The sequence below is a fragment of the Pseudoalteromonas sp. CF6-2 genome (genome assembly GCF_021729425.1).
Lineage (GTDB): Bacteria > Pseudomonadota > Gammaproteobacteria > Enterobacterales > Alteromonadaceae > Pseudoalteromonas > Pseudoalteromonas arabiensis.
This window is the reverse complement of record NZ_CP091442.1, coordinates 3,528,711-3,551,070: the sequence shown is the minus strand read 5'-3', so window position 1 is coordinate 3,551,070 and position 22,360 is coordinate 3,528,711. Positions and strand designations below refer to the sequence as shown.

Here is a 22,360-nt window from a genome sequence, read left to right as displayed (position 1 = left end):
TTAATTGTAATTTTGTTTAGAAATAGCCGCGAATACCCACTGCAAAACTGCGCCCCGGACGTGGCGCGATATTCTTTAAGAACGAGCTGTGTACGCGTGCTTCTGTGTCCGTTAAATTTGTGCCTTTTAAATAAAGCGATAGGTCTTGGTTCAGTACCGATAAGTCATAAGAAATGCTGGCATCAACGAGGGTGTAGCCATCGGTTGTGGTTTCTTGTTGCGCTATGCGGTCTTGTTCTTGGTAGCGAGTTACGTGAATATTTGCTGTTAGGTTTTCGGTTTGATAGCTAAACTCAGTACCAAGACGCAGTGGAGGAGTGCGCGGTAAATCTCCGCCGTCTTTTAGACGCGCGCGTACATAATCTGAGAATAAATCGACTTTAAATTCGTCGGTTAGCTGCCAAGCAACTTGCGCTTCAAAACCATGTAAAACCACGTCGTCTGTTTTAAATAAATAAACAGGTAGTTCAGATGAATGATCGTGCTCATCTTCGTGGTTGTGTTCGTCACCATGGTCGTGATCATGACCGCTTTCAGCGTATAGGCCTGTGTTGATCTGGTAATAATAGTTATCTACTTGGTTATAGAAAGCATTGAAGATAAAGCCAATATCGCCCTCGGTTTTACGAAATGTAAGGTCGATATTATTTGCAGTTTCTAAATCGATAGCTTTGTTTGAAAGTTCAAAATGACCATCATGAGTATCGAATAGTGCGCCAACTTCATAGGTTCCTGTACCTATGTGTGGACCGAAAGATAAAAGCTCAGAAGCAGAGGGAGCACGCTCAGAACGCGATACCGATAAACCAAGGTTATAACCCGGGGTAAAATCCCATACCACACCTGTTGATAAGCTGACCGGTGTAAACTCTTGGGCTACATCAAATACACGTGTGTAGTTTGATTCTTCGTGGTCATGGCCGTGGTCGTGCTCATCGCCGTCTTCATCATGAGCATGGGCGTCGATTTCTGGTAAAAGCACATTGTTAGCATCAATAGTGACTCGCTCAGCACGGACACCTAATTGCACTAAAAAATCACCAAAGTGCTTTTCTTCCATCATTGCAAAAGCAATACTTTCAGTAACAGAAGGAGGGGTGAAGGCTTCAGAGCCCTGTGCTTCTACATCACTTTTTTTATAATGAAAGCTGATGCCACCATTCCACTCATCAAATTGACTATGCAGAATGTCAACGCGCAGCTCATTGGTTTCGTTTTTGAAGGTTGTACCGACTGCACCGTGTTCGATTTCAGCATGTTCGTAGTCTGTGTGGCCTGCACGTAAGTTAATTTTGCTTAGCCATTCACTGTCGATATTGTACTCACCAAGTAATTGCACTTTGGTTTGGTCAAGATCAGCAAATACGGCTTCTTCTTCGCTGTGTTCTTTTTCGTGGTCATGCTCTTCTTCACCATGAGTATGGCCTGGAATACCGTATTGGCGGTTAAATTGCTCAACCGCAACGCCAATGTAGCCTTGTTCGAATAAGTAGCTGGTACCAAGCGTGAAGCCGTCAGAGTCTTCGTTACTGTTTGCTACGATATCATCATCATTGTGCTCAATATCTTCAATATTTGCAGCGACAGGTACACGGTAGTCATCAGACTCTCGCCAAAAAGCATCAGCATAAAAGGCAAAGGAGTCAGTACCAGTAGTGGCATTAAATGAAGCTGTTTTTTGTTCATCAATTGAGTTGTGTTCTAAATTCCATTCACCACGTGTTGTGCTGTCAGTTGGCACTCTGCTATCAACCACGTTGACCACACCACCAATTGCGCCGCTGCCATAAAAAAGAGTTGCTGGGCCACGTAAAACTTCAATTTGCTGCGCCGTTGATGCTTCAGAGGCCACAGAGTGATCAGGACCGACGCGTGATACATCACTTACATCTAAGCCATTTTGTGTGATCAATACACGTGGGCCGCTTAAACCACGGATCACAGGGGTACTGGCAACTTTGGCATGAAAGTTTGTGTTAACGCCGGGTAGTTTTTCAAGGCTATCACCAAGCGTTGATGCTTGTTGGCGTCTTAATTGCTCGCCAGATAACACACTAACTGGTGAAGCAGATTCCATTGCCGACATATGAATCGGTGTTGCTTCAATATCAATAACTTCAATAGGTGAACGTTTTAAATTAAACGTTGCGCTGTGGTCTTGGTCATTGGCAAGTGTGATATCTCGGTGTAAGTGAGCATAACCTGGGGCTGAAATATGTAGCTCTTTTAAGCCGTTATTTAACCCGCTGATTTCAAACTCGCCTTTGTCGTTAGTTGTTACTTTTTGATCTGAGCCTTCAAGGTCAACAGTGGCATTAGCAACTGCTTTACCTTGGTTATTTAACACAACGCCTTTGATTGATTGCGCCAAGACACTGGCTGGTAATAACGCTGCTATGACGACAGCGACTCTTGAGATGTTATTCATTATGCATCACTCTTTGGTATGTTATAATGTATCAATTGTGCTTTAATTGTTATAATGTATCAAGTATGAATCGACGAATGAGTTTTATTCTTTTTTGTAACAGTATGTTGATAGCGAGGTAATGAAGTGGTTGGGGTGATCAAAGCAGCAAAATTAGCAGTGATATGCTTGATGGTTGGATGTATTTTTTCAGCTCAAGGGCATCAACACCATCATCATTCACATGGTGAGGGAGTGCTTTTTGTGGTTCATGAGCAAGGTAAGTGGCAAGTTAAGTTCATTTTGCCGGCTGGAGATATTTTTGGCTTTGAGCATCAGCCAGAAACAGCCGAGCAAAAGCAAATTATCAAACAAACATTAGCCCAGTTAGCAAATTCAGAGCAGTTAGTGACATTTAACGGCGAATGTAAGCTTATTCATGCAAATTTTGAAAACCCATTTGCACAACGCACACATCATTCACATAACGATCTTGAAGTTGAGTACTCGTTTAGCTGTGATAAACCGGTCTCTAAAGTCACAGTCACTTTATTTGGCTGGGCTAAAACGATATCTGTTATTGAAGCGCAGTGGATCACAAAACAAGCACAAGGAATCGAAGAGCTGACGGCAACTAAACCTTATATTGAGTGGCCGCTATGAATAAGCAGCGATTAACCAGCACACTTAATAAAGCAAAGCAGGTTTGCCTTGAACATGGCAGAAAATTCACTATTCAACGCAAACAGATACTGCAAATATTGCTAACCACTGACGTGCCGCTATCAGCCTATGAACTGGTCAGTTGCTACAAGCTGCGCACAAGCTCGAGTGTCTCTGTTATGTCTGTTTATCGCATCTTGCGCTTTTTAGAGTCGGTAAACCTTGTTCGCAGGCTTAATAGTGCTAACAAATACATCGCTTACGATACTGGCAGAGAGCGTTGCAAAGATGATCTTTCTTTGTTTTTAATTTGCCGCCATTGCCAAAAGGTTGAAACACTCACTGTTTCACAGAGCGATGTTGCAACGCTATTCCCTCATTTTGCTGAGGTGGGTTTTACCTCACAAACAACGCAATTTGAAATGCTGGGAGTATGCAATGAGTGCCAAGCAAAAATTGCTTGATGCGTTTTTATTATTCATGTGTTCTATTTTGTAGGAATTATTCAGTGAAATTACAATTAATGATGGATAAGTTTGCTATCGGGTTATCAGCTATGTGTGCTATTCACTGCTTAGCTGTGCCTGTGTTACTCGTGTTATTACCAAGCACTGCTGTGCTTGGTTTAGGTAACGAACAGTTTCATTTTTGGATGCTTGTCGCGGTACTTCCTAGTAGCTTACTTGCATTAGTTCTGGGTTGCAAAAAACATAAAAAGTATCGGTTTTTTATGTTTGGTGTGATTGGTCTCTTACTGCTCGTGATAGCCGTTTATTTTGGTGCAGGAAGACTAGGAGAAGTTGGTGAAACGGCTTTAACAATATTAGGATCAAGTTTTATTATTTTAGGTCACTGGCTTAACTTTCGCTCATGCAAAACAATAGACGGTAAACATCAATCATGCCAGCAGACTGTTTGAGTAAGAGATGATACCGGCCATATATCTTTTGACCGGTATTGGTTTCACTTATTTGTAGAAAACTTCTACAGTCCCTTTTACTTTTAATAGTAAAGGTTGGCCACGGCGATCAAGCGCTTTTGGAGAAGCAATTTTGATCCAGCCTTCGCTGATATTATATTCTTCAACGTCAAAACGCTCTTTGCCATTTAAGGTAACACCAATTTCATGCTCGAATACTTCTTCTACGTAGAACTTGCTACGAGGGTTAATCGATAATTGATTTGGTAATTCAGGTTTATTTGTATCTGTCATGATTGCAATACTGTATTGAATAAATTGTGCGCCATTGTAGGCAATACCAAGCATGGGCTCAAGTAAGAACAGTGCAAATTTGTTTTGTGCTGAGGTTTGAACCTACGATAGTGTTGTTATTGAGTGTATTTTAATTCGCAACATTCTTTCAAAACTCAATACTTTTGCGGTAGCTACACTAAAATAAGTAGCCATAAAATAGAAATTTAATGATTTGTTATACTATATCAAACATGCATATTGTGTTATTTTATAACAAATCATTTTAATCAATATTTTTAGCCAATTAATTTATGAAGTACTCAACTCTTTTTCTTGCCTTAACAGCGGCGTTTGCTGCGAATACACACGCTACTAATAGCGATATCGAAACAATCACGATTGAGCACAAGCAAGCTTTTCGTGGCGACATTCCAACGAAAGATTTACCACAGTCAATCACTACTTTAAGCAAAGATATGATGATTGATAACGGCATCACTAAGTTTCGTGATGCACTGGATTTTTCTGCCAGTATTAGCCGTAAAAATAATGGTGGGGCGCTGTGGGATAGCTATTCAATCCGTGGTTTGTCGGGTAATGAGAATATGCCATCAGGCTACTTAATCAATGGCTTTAGTGGTGGTAAAGGATTTGCTGGCCCTCGTGATGTATCAAACATTGAATATATTGAAGTATTAAAAGGGCCTGGCTCTGCGTTGTATGGTCGCTCAGAGCCCGGTGGTACAGTAAACATTATTACTAAGAAGCCACAGTTTTATCAACAAGGTCAAATTCAAGCAGAGTTGGGTAGTGATGACCACAAACGTATTCAAGGTGATTACACCAATGGCCTGACTGATGATTTAGCGTTTCGCATCAATGGTGCTTGGCAAGACAGCGATAGCTTTAGAGATCATGTGCATCACGACAAACTCGTGATTACACCTTCGCTTTATTATCAAATTAATGACAAGTCATCGCTGACGTATGAATTTGAATATGTTGATCAGCAGCAAATGTATGACCGTGGTATTGTGGTGTTAAATGATGACTTTGATACCGTGCCAGAGTCGCGATTCTTAGGAAATCCTAATGATGCACCTACAAAGGTACACTCTCGAGGTCATCAAATTAACTATAACTACGATTTTAATCGTCAGTGGTCATTGCTGGCAGGGGCTAACTATCGTGCTGCAACGCTAACAGGGCAGTCTTCAGATGCGGAACTATCACCATCTCGTCAGTCATTGTTTGATGATGGCAGAACCTTAACTCGTCAACATCGTTACCGTGATTATGAGTCTGAAGATATCTCTGTACGTTTTGAATTAAGCGGTCACTTTGATATTGCAGGTATTACTAATCACGTACTCATAGGTGCTGATGCGTATGATTATGAGCTACGTACGGGGTTATATCGTTACCGTGGTGGCTATGGCACTTACACGATTGATATTCATGAACCTGATTACAGCACAGGTGAAGGTCCTGAAATGAGTATGCAATACGAGAATAACGAAAAGCAAAATGCGTATGGTATCTATGTGCAAGATCAACTTGATCTAACCGATAACTTGAAAGTGATGTTAGGCCTGCGTTTTGATGAAATTGAGCAAGATATTTTTGAAACTAAGTCAGGTGTTGCATCAAACAGTAAAGAGAACCGCATTAGTCCTCGCTTTGGGGTTGTATATACAATTAATGACGATATTAATGTTTACTCAAGCTACTCCGAAGGGTTCTTACCTCTAAGCGGTACTGACGCCGAAGGTAAGCCATTTGGTTTTGAAGAAAGTGACTCGTTTGAAGTAGGTGTTAAGTTTAGTTATGCCAATATCAGCGGTACCCTTGCTTACTTTGATGCGAGTAAGAGCAACATGCTGGTGGCGGACCCTGTCAATGTAGGTTATTCAACGCCTGTTGGTAAAGCAAATAGCACAGGTTTTGAGTTAGACCTAACAGGCTCACTGGGCGATAACACTGAGTACAACCTATCTTATGCGTATGTTGATGCCGAGACTGCAACAGACAGCCTAAATGTTGATTGGCTCGTGCCAATTCCTAAAGGCAGCCCACTTGTGAACGTACCAAAGAATAATCTTTCGATTGGTTTAAATCATGACTTAAGCGTATTTGCACAAGCAATAAAGATTGGTGGTCATTATCAATATGTGTCTGACCGTTTAGGCGACCCTGCTGATTTAACCTTCCGTTTGCCGAGTTATCAAAATGTTGGGTTATTCGCTAAATGGCGAGCGACTGAACGTACTACGGTATCACTGAATGTTGATAACGTGTTTGATGAAGAATATATTGCAAGCTCATACAATGCATTGTGGGCATATCCTGGTGCACCGACGCAATTTAAATTGGCTGTGAGCTATGACTTCTGAGCAAATTAAAAGCCGTATTCATAGTATCGACATCATGCGTGGCGTCGTTATTCTGCTGATGTTACTTGATCATGTGCGAGAGCGGTTTTTCTTGCATATGCAGGTGACCGATCCTATGGTGGTTGATACCACTTCGCCTGGGCTCTTTTGGAGCCGCTTTGCCGCACATTTTTGTGCGCCAACCTTTATCTTTTTAACCGGTTTGTCGGCGTGGCTTTACAGTCACCCTGCAAGTGGTGTAGCCCGCTCAGCACAAAGCTTTTTGGTTAAGCGAGGGTTGTTTTTAATCGCCCTAGAAGTGACCCTCATTTGTTTTTCGTGGATGGGTTACTACCACACTATTTGGTTGCAAGTGATGTGGGCCATTGGTTTATGCATGTTGGTTTTAGCGTTATTGATAAAACTGCCGCGCAATGTATTGTTAGTACTTGGTTTGGCTATTGTGTTTGGTCATAACTTACTCACCCCAATCAGTTTTACACCTGATGAGTTTGGCTACTCGCTGTGGACGATTTTGCATGACCGGGGCTATCTATCACAAGGTGGTTTAATCGACGTAAAAATTAGCTACCCTGTATTGCCGTGGATTGGTGTGATTTTACTGGGTTATTGCGCCGGGCCACTATATGCACATACGCAAACAGCGCAGTCGCGTAAACGAGCACTGCTGCTGTTAGCACTATTATGTGTAGGCTTATTTGCTGTGTTGCGTGGTTTGAATATTTATGGTGAAACCTTACCTTGGCAAGCCTTTAGCACGACAACAGAAACTATGATGTCGGTATTTAATGTCACTAAATACCCTCCATCACTGAGCTTTTTGCTTATCACTTTAGCTGGCATGTTTGTTGGTTTATGGTTATTTGAAAGACCGCTTAATCGCTTTACTAATGCGCTACGTGTGTATGGTTCTGTACCCATGTTCTTTTATATTTTACACCTCTATGTATTACTAGTGATGTACCAATTAGGCATGCAGGTGTGGGGGGCAAACCAAGGGCAGTATTTAGGTGTCAGTGATATTTCAGGTATTTGGTTGATCACTATCGTATTAGCCGTTGGGCTTTATTGGCCAACTAAGAAGTTTAGTGAATATAAGCGTAAGGCTAACAAACCTTGGCTTAAGTATTTATAAGCTTTAGAAATGCCGACTGCCTATGCGTGTCGGCATTTTTTAGGAACCGCCGATTAAAACTGTTCAAGGTAAAGGTTGCCAAAAGGTTGCTTTAAGGTAAAATTATAGTTAAATTAATATTAAATTCGTATTTTTAATACTTCTTCACTACTGTATGTTATTTGTACCACTTTTGGTAGAAAAATAAGGATAGTAAAATGAAAAAAGTATTAACATCAATAGGATTACTCGCCGCTAGTGTTTTTTCAGTTCATGCAAGCGCAGATACAATGGAATGTTATGTCGATACGCAAGCATATGATCAATACACACCAAATCGTTGTTTTGCACTCGTGTATGGTCAAACATATGCAACAGCAGTGTTTCGTGTAGTAGGAGATGGTTCAGCGATTGATAGTGTAATTTGGTCTAATGGTGCATCATCGTGTGGAACATCAGGTACGTCTTGTTCATACCAAATCCGAGCGTTTCGACCAAGCAAAGCGGAAGCGACAATTCTGTATGCAGATGGCCGTTGGAGCAAAGTGTCAGCGACAGCTTCTTTTGAAGATGGTCGTTAAAACTTAAAGCTTACTGATCGATTCAATAGGCTGGTTTGTACCAGCCTATTTAGTATTCACTTATACAATAAAGCGTTTATTAAGTTGCCTTATCAGTCACTTTTTGCGATATTATTTATAATATAATATTAACAGGAAGCTAAAAGATGACTCTGCCTAGTTCTCAATCTGCAAATGCTATTCGCATACTTGCTGTCGATGCCGTTCAACAAGCCAACTCTGGCCATCCAGGTGCGCCTATGGGTATGGCTGATATTGCAGCGGTATTGTGGCAAAACTTTCACCGCCATAACCCATTAAACCCAGACTGGTCTAACCGTGATCGCTTTGTGTTATCAAATGGCCATGGTTCAATGCTTCAATATGCATTGTTACACCTAAGTGGTTACGACGTAAGCATCGAAGATATTAAGCAATTCCGTCAGCTTCACTCTAAAACACCAGGTCACCCAGAATATGGTTACACACCGGGTGTTGAAACAACGACAGGCCCACTAGGTTCGGGGATTGCTAACGCAGTAGGTATGGCCATCGCTGAAAAAACTTTAGCAGCGCAATTCAATAAGCCACAATTTGATATTGTTGATCACTTCACTTACTGCTTTATGGGTGACGGCTGTTTAATGGAAGGTATCTCGCACGAAGCATGTTCGCTGGCAGGTACGTTAGGCCTAGGCAAGCTAATCGTATTTTGGGATGACAATGGCATCTCGATCGATGGTGAAGTAGAAGGTTGGTTCACCGACGATACACCTGCACGTTTTGAATCTTACGGTTGGCAAGTTATCCGTGATGTTGATGGTCACGATATGAATGCAATTGCAGGTGCAATCGAAGCAGCACAAGGCAACACTACGCAACCAACACTCATCTGCTGTAAAACAGTGATTGGTTTTGGTTCGCCAAATAAATCAGGTAGCCACGACTGTCACGGCGCACCACTGGGTCACGACGAAATTGCCGCAGTACGTGAGCAGCTAAACTGGCCACACCCAGCATTTGAAGTTCCACAAGAGGTTTATAATGAGTGGAATACCCAAGCGAAAGGGCAAGAGCTTGAAGGTGCATGGCAGCAAACGTTTGCCGCTTATAGCAAAGCACACCCTGAACTTGCAAAAGAATATACACGCCGTGTTCTTGAAAAAGCATTACCAGCTAACTTCGCAGAATTAGCTGATGAGTACATTGCTAAATGCCAAGCTGACATGCAAAACATTGCGACGCGTAAAGCATCTCAAAATGCGATCACTTTCTTTGCAAAGCAGCTCCCTGAACTAATGGGTGGCTCTGCCGACCTTGCCGGTTCTAACTTAACCTTATGGCCAGAAGCAAAAGGTTTACAAGATGCTGCTGATGGTAACTACGTATTTTATGGCGTACGTGAGTTTGGTATGAGCGCAATCATGAATGGTATTGCATTACATGGTGGCTTTATTCCATTTGGCGCAACCTTCTTGATGTTTATGGAATACGCACGTAATGCAGTACGTATGGCCGCATTAATGAAAGCGCAAAGCATCTTTGTGTATACCCATGACTCAATCGGTCAAGGTGAAGATGGTCCAACTCACCAACCAATCGAGCAAATTGCTAACCTTCGTATGACACCGAATATGACTGCATGGCGTCCGTGTGATGAAACCGAGACAGCGGTAGCTTGGCGCCAAGCGTTATTAAAAGAAACCGGCCCAAGCTCACTCATTTTCAGCCGCCAAGGCACGAAAGCGATGGCGCGCGATGCACAGCAAGTTGCTGACATTGCAAAAGGGGGTTATGTACTTGTTGATAGCGAACAAGCTGCAGAGCTTATTCTAATTGCAACGGGTTCTGAGGTTGAGCTCGCAGTGAATGCCGCTGCTGAATTAGCAGCACAAGGCAAGCAAGTTCGCGTGGTATCTATGCCATCAACGAATCAGTTTGATAGCCAAGACAAAGCATATCGTCAAAGCGTGCTACCAACGGGTACACCAAAGATTGCTGTTGAAGCTGCACACCGTGACTTCTGGTTCAAGTATGTTGGCCAAGATGGTGATGTACTCGGTATGGAGACATTTGGTGAATCAGCGCCAGGCGCAGTATTGCTTGAGCACTTTGGTTTCACAGTGGCAAACCTAGTTGCAAAAGCAAACGCATTACTTGCTGAATAATGTAAGGTGCAAAAAATTATCGTAATCGCAACACGATAAGCCTGCTTTTACTAAAAGGTAGGCAATAAAAAAGCCCGCAAACCAAAGTTTGCGGGCTTTTTGCTGCTTAAACAATTGGTTTAAACTAATTCGCTTAAGATTGACTCTAGTTTCTCTTGGTCAATGGCGAACTGACGAATACCTTGGCTTAGTTTTTCAGTTGCCATGGCATCTTCATTCATTTCCCAGCGGAAAGCCTGCTCAGTCATTGCTGCTGGCGCGTCTGCTTTTTCTGTTGCTGGTAATAGTTTTTGAGTTAATGGTGCGTCAGTTGCAGCGAGTTCAGCAAGTAGCTTCGGGCTGATAGTTAAGCGGTCACACCCTGCTAATTCTTGGATTTCACCGATGTTACGGAAGCTCGCGCCCATTACAATCGTGTCGTAGCCGTGCTTTTTGAAGTAGTTGTAGATATGCGTGACTGACTTAACGCCCGGATCGTTAGCACCGTCGAAATCAGCGCTTGCATCTTGTGCTTTGTACCAATCAAGAATACGGCCAACGAATGGTGAGATAAGGTAGGCACCCACTTCGGCACAAGCACGTGCTTGAGCAAATGCAAATACCAGTGTTAGGTTACAACGAATACCTTGTGCTTCAAGTACTTTAGCCGCTTGAATACCTTCCCATGTTGAAGCAATTTTGATTAATACGCGCGATGTGTCGATGCCTTGCTCTTTATATAAAGCAACAAGATCAAGTGCTTTATCAATGGTTGCTTGGGTATCAAATGATAAACGCGCATCAACTTCAGTAGACACTAAACCTGGTACTTGCTCCATTAATTTAGAGCCAATTAATACCGCTAGTTTGTCAGCTGCTTTTGTTACAACTTCAGCTGCGTCACTGCTTTGTGCTTTTGCCCATGATACGGCTTCTACAGCAAGTGGGCGATATTTCTCAATTTGAATCGCATTTAAGATGAGTGATGGGTTTGTTGTTGCATCTTGCGGTTTATATTCGTTGATGGCTTCAAAATCACCCGTGTCAGCAACAACGGTTGTCACTGCTTTAAGTTGTTCTAGTTGGTTAGACATAATTATCCCATTCTTATCATACAAAAGTTAATGTTATGGCTTTAACCTATTATTTGTGCTGAAAAAACAATCTAATCTTCCAGAAAAACTGCGCAATAAATCGCCCGCCAGCAGCAAATAATCCTGTTAATAATATTTTTATAATACCTTTACAATCTGATATTGTTGATATTATCATACAAATAAAGATAATGACTAACAATGTTAGTAAGCAATTAGTGAAAGGTAATTATGTCTCGTTATACGTTGGGATTAGACTACGGGTCAGACTCGGTAAGAGCATTACTCGTTGATGTTGCGACTGGTGAAGAACTTGCCAGCCATTTAGTAAACTACCCGCGCTGGGCACAAGGTTTATATTGTGACCCAAGTAAGGATCAGTTTCGTCAGCATCCACAAGACTATATTGATAGCCTTATAGAAGTAGTGAATGGTCTTTGGTCACAAGTTCCAGCAGGTACCGCAGACAACGTAGTGGGTATGAGCTTTGATACGACAGGCTCAACGCCTGTGGCGATTAATAGTCAAGGTACACCACTGGCATTGACTGAAGAATTTGCAGAAAACCCAAATGCAATGTTCATTCTGTGGAAAGACCATACGTCTATTAAAGAAGCAAATGAAATCACGTGCGCTGCAACTAACAACGATGTGAACTACCTGTCACACATGGGCGGTATCTACTCTTCTGAGTGGTACTGGGCCAAAGCATTACATATTTTCCGCGTTGATAGCAGTGTTAAAGCAGCCACTTATTCATGGGTTGAGCATTGCGATTGGATGACCGCGCTCATGTGCGGCACAACACACCCTGAAGCATTAAAGCTAGGGCGTTGTGCAACGGGCCACAAACAAATGTGGAACGAGCAGTGGGGCGGTTTCCCACCAAACAGCTTTTTCAGCAATATCGATCCACTATTAGATGGTGTTGTTGATACGCTAAATGCAACCACAGAGCCAAGCGACCAAGTTGCGGGCAACTTAACTGCTGAGTGGGCCGAGAAGCTTGGTTTACCACAAGGCATTGTTGTTGGTTACGGTGCATTTGATTGTCACATGGGGGCAGTAGCAGCCAATGTTCGCCCTGGTGTGCTAACCAAAGTAATGGGTACCTCAACGTGTGACATCACAGTAACGTCTCAAGAGCAGCTAGGTGATACTTGCGTTAAGGGTATTTGTGGTCAAGTTGATGGCTCAGTGATCCCTGGGTTAATTGGCTTAGAAGCGGGTCAATCTGCATTTGGTGATTTATACGCATGGTTCAAGAACTTAGTACTTTGGCCAACTCGCCAACTTACAAATCTATCTGACGCTGAGCAAGCGTTCGTTAACAAGCTAGAAGACTCAATCTTAGTTGATTTATCAAAAGCTGCGGCAGCACTGCCTGTATCAAGCAGCGACGTAACTGCGCTTGATTGGGTAAATGGTCGTCGTACGCCAGATGCTGACCAAAGCGTTGCCATGGCATTAACAGGCTTAAAGATGGGCACTGATGCACCTAAGTTCTTCAAAGCGCTTGTTGAAGCAACTGCCTTTGGCGCACGTGCTATCACTGAGCGCTTTCGTAGCGAAGGTGTACCAATCGAGTCAGTGGTTGTTATCGGCGGTATTTCTAAAAAATCAGACTACGTAATGCAAACCTGTGCTGATGTTTGGAACTGTCCAATCGACGTTTTAGAAAGTGAGCAAAGCTGTGCATTGGGTGCGGCAATTATGGCTGCGGTTGCTGCGGGTGAGCACGCAACAGTGGCAGATGCTCAAAAAGTGATGGCGTCGTCTGTATGTCATCAGTACTTACCAAACCCTGAGCGCGTTGCTGTGTATGACGAGCTTTATGCCAACTACCAAGCACTTGCAAGCTATGTAAACGGAGACAAAGCATGAGTTTTACAGAACTAAAACGTGAAGTTTATGAAGCGAACATGGAGCTTCAGCGTCGTGGCTTAGTGATTTATACCTTTGGTAACGTATCGCAAATCGACCGCGACAAAGGCGTGATTGCGATTAAACCAAGTGGTGTATCGTACGACCAAATGAAAGCCGATGACATGGTAATCGTCGACCTTGAAAACAACATTGTTGAAGGGTCTATGCGTCCGTCTTCTGACACTAAAACGCATGTTCATTTATATCGCCACTTCGATGCAATTGGTGGTGTAACACACACGCATTCGACCTATGCAACTGCATGGGCGCAAGCAAAACAAAGCATTCCTTGCCTTGGCACAACTCACGCTGACTATGTACACGGTGACATCACCTGTACGCGTGAGCTAACCGATGAGCAAGTGAATGGCGATTATGAATTAGAAACCGGTATTCAAATTACTGATGCGTATCAAGACCGCGATCCGAAAGCTGCACCTATGGTGATTGTTGCGGGTCATGCGCCTTTCACGTGGGGTAAAGATGCCGCTCAGTCTGTATACCATGCCGCACTACTCGAAGAGATTGCACGCATGGCGTATTTAACACGCACTTTAGATCCACACGCAGCTGAACTTAAAAAAGCAGTGATGGATAAACATTATCTACGTAAGCACGGTAAAAACGCGTATTACGGTCAGAGCAAATAGCAAGAATTTAGAGGATTATTAACATGACGACGATGACGAAAGAAGTCTGGTTTGTTACCGGCTCACAACATCTTTATGGTCCTAAGGTGTTAGAAACGGTTGCCAAAGACAGCGAAGCAATTGTAGCGGGCTTAAACAGCGAAGCGAACCTACCAGTAAACTTGGTATGTAAGCCTACCGTTAAGTCACCTGAAGAAATTCACGCTGTTTGCCAAGCGGCAAATACGGATCCTAACTGTGTTGGTTTAGTATTATGGATGCACACTTTCTCTCCTGCGAAAATGTGGATTGCTGGCCTAAGCGAATTACGTAAGCCTTGGTTACACCTTCATACTCAGTTCAATGCAGCCCTTCCTTGGTCTGACATCAACATGAATTACATGAATACGCACCAAAGTGCACACGGTGACCGTGAGTTCGGTTTCATCGGTACTGTCATGCGTAAAGAGCGTAAAGTTGTTGCGGGTCACTGGCAACGTGCTGATGTACAACAGCAGTTAGATGACTGGTGTCGTGCGGCGAAAGGTTGGGCAGAAAGCCAAACACTTAAAGTTGCGCGTTTTGGCGACAACATGCGTCAAGTTGCGGTGACTGAAGGTAACAAAGTTTCAGCACAAATTACCTTTGGTTATGAAGTACACGCGTTTGGTGTCGCTGAGCTTGTGAAAGTGGTTGATACCATCACTGAAGAAGAAGTTGATGCGCAATTAGAGCTTTATAAGCAAGACTACGTAATTGCTGACGAAACGCTACAAGACGATTACGCAGTGAAAATGCTACGCAACGAAGCACGCTTAGAGCTTGGTATGGAGCGCTTCTTAGAGAAAGGCGGCTTTAAAGCATTCACAAACTGTTTTGAAGACTTATCAGGTCTTTCTGGTCTTCCGGGTCTTGCTACACAGCGCCTAATGTCGAAAGGCTATGGTTACGGTGGTGAGGGTGACTGGAAAACAGCTGCTATGGTTCGCATCATGAAAGTAATGGGTGAAGGCCGTGATGGCGGTTGTTCATTCATGGAAGATTACACTTACAACATGGGTGAGACTGACCAAGTACTTGGCGCGCACATGTTAGAAGTGTGTCCTTCAATTGCAGCACAAAAACCACGTCTTGAAGTTCACCAACACACGATCGGTGTGAAATGTGATGTAGGTCGTTTATTGTTTACTGCAAAACCGGGTGCTGCAATCAACGTATCACCAATTGATATGGGTAACCGTTTCCGTATCTTAATCAACGAAGTAGACACAGTGGCTCCGCCAGCTGATTTACCTCACTTACCTGTTGCTTCAGCGCTTTGGGAACCAAAACCAAATCTATCTGTAGCATCAGCTGCATGGATCCACGCCGGTGGTGCACACCACACTGCATACAGCCAAGCAGTAACAACCGATATGATTATCGATTTTGCTGAAATGGCTGGCGTTGAAACGATGATCATCGATAACGATACGACGATCCGTGGTTTCAAAACAGAGCTTCGTCATAACGCAGCTTACTACATGCTAAAACGTGGCCTGTAAGAATTAGTACTTTATGTACTAGAACGTGCTGTGTGTGAGCACGTTCCCCCCAAATTTTGTTGTCGATTAAGCCAGTGATGAGCCACGCTCTTCGCTGGCTTATGCTATTGTGAAGCGAAACTTTTTAGGAGTAGATATGATCGATTTAAGCGCCTACCAAGGCATTATTTTTGATATGGATGGCACCTTAATTGACTCAATGGGCAGTCACTTACAGGCATGGCAGAAAGCTTGCGAAGCCTATGGGTATCCATTCGATTACGACTACATGTACAGCTTGGGCGGCATTCCGACCGTTAAAACAATTGAAATGCTTAATGAAAAATTTGGCTTAGATCATGACCCTCTAGTTGTGGCAAAAGATAAACATCAGTTTTGGGTCGATTTACAGCACCAACCGCTAGTGATTGACGAAACCGTCGCAGTACTTGAAAAGTACCATGGTGTATTACCGATTGGGGTTGGTACAGGTGCTGATCGCGAACATGCAATTGAGCATCTAACAGATACTAATTTAATTAATAAAATTGGTGCCTTAGTGACTGCCAGTGATGTAAGTAAAGGCAAGCCAAACCCAGAAACATTCTTAAAAGTGGCAGATCAATTAGGTGTTAAGCCAAGCCTGTGTGTGGTCTTTGAAGACACGCAAATTGGCTATCAAGCCGCGAAAAGTGCGGGAATGGATTGCATCATGGTGAAAGACGGAAAAATCCAACTTTAGCGATTAAAGTTGCAATGACACCCTTATTTGTATTATAAAACTATAAGTACAATTACAAAAAGGTTATTCATATGTCATTGCAATGTGTTTTACAAGGTTTAAAAACAACTCATCAAACAGCCAGTTCGAACACGAAAAAGTCGCGCGGGCTTTATGCATTGTTGGTGACATGCGGGATTGCCCTTACACCAGCGTGTGCTCATCAAGGAGATAACATGACGACTTCCCCTTCAGCATCAATGACGGCTTATGGCGTACTTGCTGATCAAACGCCAGTTAATCAAGTAACGCTGACTAACAGCAATGGTATTAGCGTTGATGTGATCAACTACGGCGGTATTATCACGCGTATTGAAACACCTGATGCAAAAGGCGAAATGGGTAATATTGTACTGGGTTTAGATAACCTAGAAGCGTACACAAAAGCAACGACTTACTACGGTGCCATCATCGGTCGTTTTGGTAACCGTATCGCAAACGGTAAATTCACGTTAAATGGCACTGAATACCAATTAGCAACCAACGATGGTGACAACCATTTACATGGTGGTGTGCAAGGTTTCGATAAAAAAGTGTGGAACATGACACCGTTCACGACACAAAATAGCGCAGGTGTTACCTTAAGCTTAGTGAGCCCAGATGGTGACCAAGGTTACCCAGGTGAAGTAACCACTGAAGTGACTTACACGCTAACGAACAACAACACGCTAGATATGCAGTTTATTGCCACAACAAGCAAGCCTACTATCATCAATATGACGCAACACAGCTACTTTAACCTAGCGGGTAAAGGCGACATTCTTGATCACCAAATGCAAATTAACGCAAAAGCAATTACCCCTGTCGATGGCGGCTTGATCCCAACGGGTGAGTTGATGGATGTGGCAGGCACACCGTTTGACTTCCGTACAGCTAAAGCAATTGGCCAAGATATCAAAGCAAGCAACGAACAGCTCAAACTTGGCAAAGGGTATGACCATAACTTTGTGCTTAAAGACACGCCAAGCAATGAGCTTATTGAAGCAGCGACGGTTTACGAAGCAAACTCTGGCCGTACGTTAACAGTTTACACAGAAGAGCCTGCGGTACAGTTTTATTCAGGTAACTTCTTAGACGGTAGTACCAAGCAAGCGTCTGGCTTAGTGCATAATTTTAGAAGTGGTTTTTGTTTAGAGCCACAGCATTTCCCTGATGCACCCAACCAGCCAACGTTCCCAAGCACAACTTTACTGCCGGGTGACGTGTATTCAACACGCATTGTGTACGAATTTGGTACAAAATAAAGGAACACAAACGTGAAAACAACAAAGCTTAAAAACGCAATGCAAAAGGCTGGTTTAGCTAGCCTATTTGCCTTGTCGTTTGGCGCGCTGACGGGCTGTCAGACTACGGCTGAAGACAACACAGCCAAAGCAGATGTCGCAGCCACAGCAAAAGCGCCAATTCAAGATGATGGTATTTTTACCAACCCACTTTTTCCTAATGGTGCCGATCCATGGCTTGAGTATTGGGATGGTAACTATTACCTAACCACAACAACATGGACATCTGAGTTAGTGATGCGTAAATCACCAACACTCGCGGGCCTTGCTGATGCAACACCTATCAATGTTTGGTCTGATTCAAACCCTGAACGTTGTTGTAACTTCTGGGCGTTTGAGTTCCATCGCCTAAAAGGGCCAAACGGCTACCGTTGGTACATGATGTACACAGCTGGTACTGATGGCACTTTAGATAACCAACACTTAAATGTATTAGAAAGTGCCGGTGATGATCCTATGGGTCCATACGAATATAAGGGCGCATTAATGCCTAACGTATGGAACATCGACGGTAACTACCTAACATACAAAGACAAGCTGTATGTGATTTACTCTCAATGGCAGGGCGATCAGCAATTAAATATTATTGCTGAAATGGAAAACCCGTGGACACTGAAAGAGAACTCACCGCATACGGTGATCACGCGCCCTGAGCTAGATTGGGAAATCAGTGGCCGTAAAGTCACTGAAGGTGCTGAAATATTACAGCACAATGGCCGTACGTTTATGACGTACTCAGCGAGCTTCTGTAATACTCCTGATTACAAACTAGGTATGCTTGAGCTTGTTGGTGACGATCCGCTTAAAGCGAGCAGCTGGAAAAAATACGAAAAGCCAGTATTTGAGCGTACAGAAGAAGTGTTTGGCCCTGGCCACAATGGCTTTTTCACATCGCCAGACGGCACAGAAGATTGGTTAGTTTACCACGGTAATGATTCGGTAGAGAACGGTTGTAGTGCGACGCGTTCATTACGTGCGCAAAAGTTTACTTGGAATGACGATGGCACGCCAAGCTTTGGTAAACCATTAACACCAGGCGTTGAAGTCGCACCGCCATCAGGTGAATACGGTCCACTGGTAACACGAGTGCAAGGTCAGCGCTACCAATTAGTGAATGCAACAAGCGGCTTATGTTTAGATATTGCAGCTGATCCACAAGATGCACGTGCTGTACAACGTCAGTGTGCGAGCACCAATGGTCAATGGGTTATTGATGCAACAACAGATGGTTTTGTTCGTTTAGCTAACCGTGAAGATAGCAAGTTTTTAGAGCTTGAAAACTGTAATGATGCCGATAACGCTAAAGTACAATCTGCAGCATGGCGCAATAATTTCTGCCAGCAATGGAAAGTAGCACCAAGTACAGATGGTAATGTCTCTATTACTAACCGTTACACAGGCAAGCCATTAGCGGTTGCTGGTTGTTCTGCCGCACAAAACCAAGCGGTTTTACAGCAAAGCGACGCAACAGCGTGTGGCGACTGGCAATTACGCCCTATGGGCAGTGTTGTCGTATTAAGCCAACAAAGTGGTAAAGCACTTAGCGTGGCTGGTACGGTTAAAGCGGGTACCAATGTTGAGCAACAAGCTTTTACGCATAAAGATGCACAGCAATGGTTCTTCACACCAACAGATACAGGCTATGTAAGCCTTAAACAAAGCGCTGATAGCGAGTTCTGTGCTGCGGTAGCTGATAATGCCTTAGTACCAGGTGCCAACGTAGAAATGGCTTCTTGTGCAGCGAAAACAGCACAGTGGCGTATTGCTCCAGTAGAAGGTGGTGGTGTGATGCTTATCAACCGCTACACAAAACAAGCACTTGGTTTAAGTAACTGTGGTTTAGCTGAAAACACTAACTTCGCACAACAGCCTAATTTAGGTAACAAGTGCCAAGTGTTCCATCTGCGTGAACCAAATTAAGTTATAAGTAATAAATCGACTCAACCAAAGCCACTTCATTTATGAGTGGCTTTTTTGCGCTCATTTTCACACCAGCGCACTAATTAATACACCTGGATCGCTGATACCGGCCTCTTTCATTGCATCTGCGATAGCTTGGCTTAGTGACATAACTTGGTTTTGTAACCCCATGACTATTTCAAGTTGTATTTCGATTTGTGTTTTAACTGCATCATCTTGTTGGTTTTCTGAGGCTTGTAGTTTTGCAAGTTGCTCTTTTGCTTGCTCAAGTTGTTCTTTTAAAAGTTCTAACTGGGCGAGCATTTTTTGAATTGCAGCTGGCAGTTCACTCTTTTTTTCTTGCGCTTTTGTTTCTGCTGTTTGTTGTCCAGAAAGTGTTGCTCTCTCAGCAATTGAGAAACGATAGTCGGATGTAGTATCGTCTTTTGCCGTCGATTTTTGGTTATCTATGTTCAGGGCATGCGCTAACGAGTTAATATTCATCGCGGTTAAGTATAAGTGAAGAATAAGTTAGTATCGGCAATGGGGACTATTTCTTTAGCTTTTATTTAATGTGGCACTGGAGCTGTTACCTCGATACCGACAAACTGGTATCGAGGTTTTGATTAATCTGCTTTAAAGAAACTAATTTGCCGTTTGAGCCCTTCGGCAAGGGTTTTTAAGTCGTCAGCAGAGCTTATTGTGCCTTGGGTGCGCGCTTCACTGTCTTTTGCAAGTTGACTTATTTGATGAAGGTTTTGTGTTATTTCTTGTGCGACTGTGCTCTGCTGATCGGTCGCTTCAGCAATGTTACTTGAGGAGCGGGTTAATTCCCCAATACTGATGGTAATAGACTCTAATTGCTCTCCTGTTTTTTTGCCTTCTTCTGAAGACTTAAGCCCTAGCTGCTGGCTTTGTTTCATCTTTTCTGCCGCCATGGTAACTTGGCTTTGTAGTTGCTCGATAGTTTGGCTTATTTCGACAATCGATTTTTGTGTGCGCTGAGCTAAAGTTCTGACCTCATCGGCAACAACTGCGAAGCCTCGTCCTTGTTCACCTGCTCTGGCCGCTTCAATTGCTGCATTTAGGGCTAATAAATTGGTTTGCTCAGCAATGGCATTAATAACCTCAGTCACTTTACTTATTTCATTGCTAGCATCATTCACCTTTTCTACCGCATCATGGCTATTATTAAGTTGCTGACTAAGCAGCATTAAATCATTGATGACTTGCGTTAATTGGCTTTGTCCTGATTGGGCATCTTTATCAACTTGAAGTGTCTGGTTCGCGCCTTCAGTGGCATTATGTGCAACATCTTTTATCGAGCACGACATTTGCTCTATTGCCGTTGCAATTTGCGCGGTTTGTGCCATCATTTCATGGGCTTCTTGGCCATTTTGTTGTGCTAAGTGGTGAGCCGCTGATGCTTGTGTTTCAAGTTGTACTATTGATGTTTGTAAAGCCAGTATTAGCTTTTTAAGCTCCACAGACATTTTACTTACACTTGCTGTAATCGTTATTACTTCGTTGTCACTGGGCTGGTTAGTGGCTTCGATGTGCTGCAATAAGTCACCTTTACCTAGAGCATCAACTGTTTTGGTCAGTCTTTTAAGTGGTGCGAGTGTCCTTACTAGTCCCCAAAACAGTAAAAGGCTAATCATGATAACGCCGGCGATAGAGGCCAGTGCATTCACACGCATTAATTGCCAACTTTCGTCATTTAGCTCATGTGCTTTTACACGGGCGAGTAGTGTCCAATTCCAGCCTTTTACTTTTTTTGCAAGTGCAAACATCCCTTCATTGTGTTGGTCGGTGTAATAGACATGTTCGTTTGAGTCGGTTTGCTCAATCGGTAATCCTTGCAAGGTTTGCTTTGTTAACTGTTCTCCTGATTGACTATGCGGACCTACAATAATTGTGTTATTGGCATTATTGAATAGTAACAGCTTCCCTGATTCTTCTATTGTTAGATTTGCAACAGACTCTCTGAGGGCATTAAGAGAGTCGTTTATATTAAAGCCAATATAAAGTATACCTATGACCCGGTTAGTACTATTTTTAATAGGCTTATACACAGTCATGTATTCATTTCCGAAGAGTTTAGCGTACCCTTCATATTCTTCTCCCGCAATGAGCTTTTCGTAACCTGGGTGCTTGTTTCCTAGGTAAGTACCTACAGCTCGTTCGCCATTGTCTTTTTTTAATGACGTGGCAATACGGAAAAAGTCATCACCATCTCTTACAAAAACTGTTGCATTGCCTTTTGTCAGATCTGCATAACGATCGACCATATTCATATTGTTATTAATTAACTCGCCGTTATGCGCTAATGATGGAACCTGATATTGACCGACTTGTGTTTTTTGTTCACTTAACGTAATTGAACCAGAGTACATATCGCTAAATACATTTGCATTTCGCCGTGCAATGGCAAGTAAGCTGTTATATTGAAGTTCGAGCAGAGATGATATTTGGTTAAGGTTAGCCTTGATCGTATGTTCACTTTTATTAGTTAAAATTGTTTTAGCACTGAAATAAGATGAGGCACCAACGATGGAGAATACACATAAGGATAATATAAATGCGAGTGCACCAATTTGTTTTGCTATAGGCCAGTTCCGAAAGTTCATAGTACGCCCTTTAAATAGTAGCATTGTGTATAAGTTAGTTATTAACTCATAAAATGCCAATGTATTGGTAATCTACTTATCGGCAGATCAGCTTAATAATGAATGATTATTTTGTT

18 protein-coding genes are annotated in these 22,360 nt (G+C 42.9%); 13 read left to right on the top strand and 5 right to left on the bottom strand.

The genetic code is table 11. The annotated features are described in order from the left end of the window. Positions 1-16: 16 nt before the first annotated feature. Positions 17-2,428, bottom strand: coding sequence for a TonB-dependent receptor (locus L3Q70_RS16450; protein ID WP_062567449.1), 2,412 nt, complete (start codon positions 2,426-2,428; stop codon positions 17-19). A gap of 135 nt (positions 2,429-2,563) precedes the next feature. On the opposite strand from L3Q70_RS16450, the gene L3Q70_RS16445 reads away from it, so the two are divergent. The 3 genes from L3Q70_RS16445 to L3Q70_RS16435 are packed head-to-tail and all read left to right on the top strand — an operon-like array spanning position 2,564 to position 3,989. Beyond that, positions 2,564-3,070 carry a DUF2796 domain-containing protein gene (locus L3Q70_RS16445; RefSeq protein WP_157066156.1) on the top strand — a complete coding sequence of 169 codons (507 nt, stop codon included), beginning with the start codon at positions 2,564-2,566 and terminating at the stop codon, positions 3,068-3,070. Beyond that, entirely contained in the window at positions 3,067-3,534 is a 468-nt protein-coding gene (locus L3Q70_RS16440) for a transcriptional repressor (RefSeq protein WP_237114622.1), read from the top strand. The genes L3Q70_RS16445 and L3Q70_RS16440 overlap by 4 nt, the downstream gene beginning before the upstream one ends. 44 nt (positions 3,535-3,578) lie before the next feature. Further along, positions 3,579-3,989, top strand: a complete 411-nt coding sequence (locus L3Q70_RS16435) for a MerC domain-containing protein (RefSeq protein ID WP_237114621.1) — start codon at positions 3,579-3,581, stop codon at positions 3,987-3,989. A 48-nt stretch (positions 3,990-4,037) separates the two neighbouring features. Here L3Q70_RS16435 and L3Q70_RS16430 read toward each other — a convergent pair whose 3' ends face one another. Continuing rightward, positions 4,038-4,283 carry a DUF3297 family protein gene (locus tag L3Q70_RS16430; protein ID WP_062567546.1) on the bottom strand — a complete coding sequence of 82 codons (246 nt, stop codon included), beginning with the start codon at positions 4,281-4,283 and terminating at the stop codon, positions 4,038-4,040. Between the two features lie 293 nt (positions 4,284-4,576). Here L3Q70_RS16430 and L3Q70_RS16425 point away from each other — a divergent pair, with 293 nt between their 5' ends. The 4 genes from L3Q70_RS16425 (at position 4,577) to tkt (ending at position 10,500) form a co-directional block, all read left to right on the top strand. Continuing rightward, entirely contained in the window at positions 4,577-6,658 is a 2,082-nt protein-coding gene (locus L3Q70_RS16425; protein WP_237114620.1) for a TonB-dependent siderophore receptor, read from the top strand. After that, positions 6,648-7,793, top strand: a complete 1,146-nt coding sequence (locus tag L3Q70_RS16420) for a heparan-alpha-glucosaminide N-acetyltransferase domain-containing protein (RefSeq protein WP_062567453.1) — start codon at positions 6,648-6,650, stop codon at positions 7,791-7,793. The genes L3Q70_RS16425 and L3Q70_RS16420 overlap by 11 nt, the downstream gene beginning before the upstream one ends. 197 nt (positions 7,794-7,990) lie before the next feature. Beyond that, a complete protein-coding gene (locus L3Q70_RS16415) occupies positions 7,991-8,353 on the top strand; it encodes a hypothetical protein (protein ID WP_062567454.1) in 363 nt (120 codons plus the stop codon). A gap of 146 nt (positions 8,354-8,499) precedes the next feature. Beyond that, on the top strand, positions 8,500-10,500 hold the full coding sequence (gene tkt / locus L3Q70_RS16410; RefSeq protein WP_237114619.1) for a transketolase: 2,001 nt from the start codon (positions 8,500-8,502) through the stop codon (positions 10,498-10,500). Positions 10,501-10,619: 119 nt separating this feature from the next. Here the strand turns inward: tkt and tal are convergent, their stop codons facing one another. Next, positions 10,620-11,573: a transaldolase gene (gene tal / locus L3Q70_RS16405; RefSeq protein ID WP_062567456.1), complete on the bottom strand. Its 954-nt coding sequence runs from the start codon at positions 11,571-11,573 to the stop codon at positions 10,620-10,622. A gap of 231 nt (positions 11,574-11,804) precedes the next feature. Between tal and L3Q70_RS16400 the strand changes: the two genes are divergently transcribed. From L3Q70_RS16400 to L3Q70_RS16375, 6 genes are all read left to right on the top strand, one after another. Next, positions 11,805-13,457, top strand: coding sequence for a ribulokinase (locus tag L3Q70_RS16400; RefSeq protein WP_237114618.1), 1,653 nt, complete (start codon positions 11,805-11,807; stop codon positions 13,455-13,457). Then, positions 13,454-14,149 carry an L-ribulose-5-phosphate 4-epimerase gene (locus tag L3Q70_RS16395; RefSeq protein ID WP_054552270.1) on the top strand — a complete coding sequence of 232 codons (696 nt, stop codon included), beginning with the start codon at positions 13,454-13,456 and terminating at the stop codon, positions 14,147-14,149. Before L3Q70_RS16400 ends, L3Q70_RS16395 begins: the two co-directional genes overlap by 4 nt. A 23-nt stretch (positions 14,150-14,172) precedes the next feature. Further along, on the top strand, positions 14,173-15,672 hold the full coding sequence (araA, locus tag L3Q70_RS16390; protein WP_055198523.1) for an L-arabinose isomerase: 1,500 nt from the start codon (positions 14,173-14,175) through the stop codon (positions 15,670-15,672). Between the two features lie 136 nt (positions 15,673-15,808). Then, positions 15,809-16,393, top strand: coding sequence for a beta-phosphoglucomutase family hydrolase (locus tag L3Q70_RS16385; RefSeq protein ID WP_062567459.1), 585 nt, complete (start codon positions 15,809-15,811; stop codon positions 16,391-16,393). Between the two features lie 71 nt (positions 16,394-16,464). Continuing rightward, positions 16,465-17,676, top strand: coding sequence for an aldose epimerase family protein (locus L3Q70_RS16380; RefSeq protein WP_062567460.1), 1,212 nt, complete (start codon positions 16,465-16,467; stop codon positions 17,674-17,676). A gap of 12 nt (positions 17,677-17,688) precedes the next feature. Continuing rightward, positions 17,689-19,635, top strand: a complete 1,947-nt coding sequence (locus L3Q70_RS16375; RefSeq protein WP_237114617.1) for a family 43 glycosylhydrolase — start codon at positions 17,689-17,691, stop codon at positions 19,633-19,635. A gap of 66 nt (positions 19,636-19,701) precedes the next feature. Here L3Q70_RS16375 and L3Q70_RS16370 read toward each other — a convergent pair whose 3' ends face one another. Then, a complete protein-coding gene (locus L3Q70_RS16370; protein WP_062567461.1) occupies positions 19,702-20,118 on the bottom strand; it encodes a hypothetical protein in 417 nt (138 codons plus the stop codon). A gap of 122 nt (positions 20,119-20,240) precedes the next feature. Beyond that, complete coding sequence (locus tag L3Q70_RS16365; RefSeq protein ID WP_237114616.1) at positions 20,241-22,244, bottom strand: methyl-accepting chemotaxis protein; 2,004 nt, start codon at positions 22,242-22,244, stop codon at positions 20,241-20,243. Between the last annotated feature and the right edge of the window lie 116 nt (positions 22,245-22,360).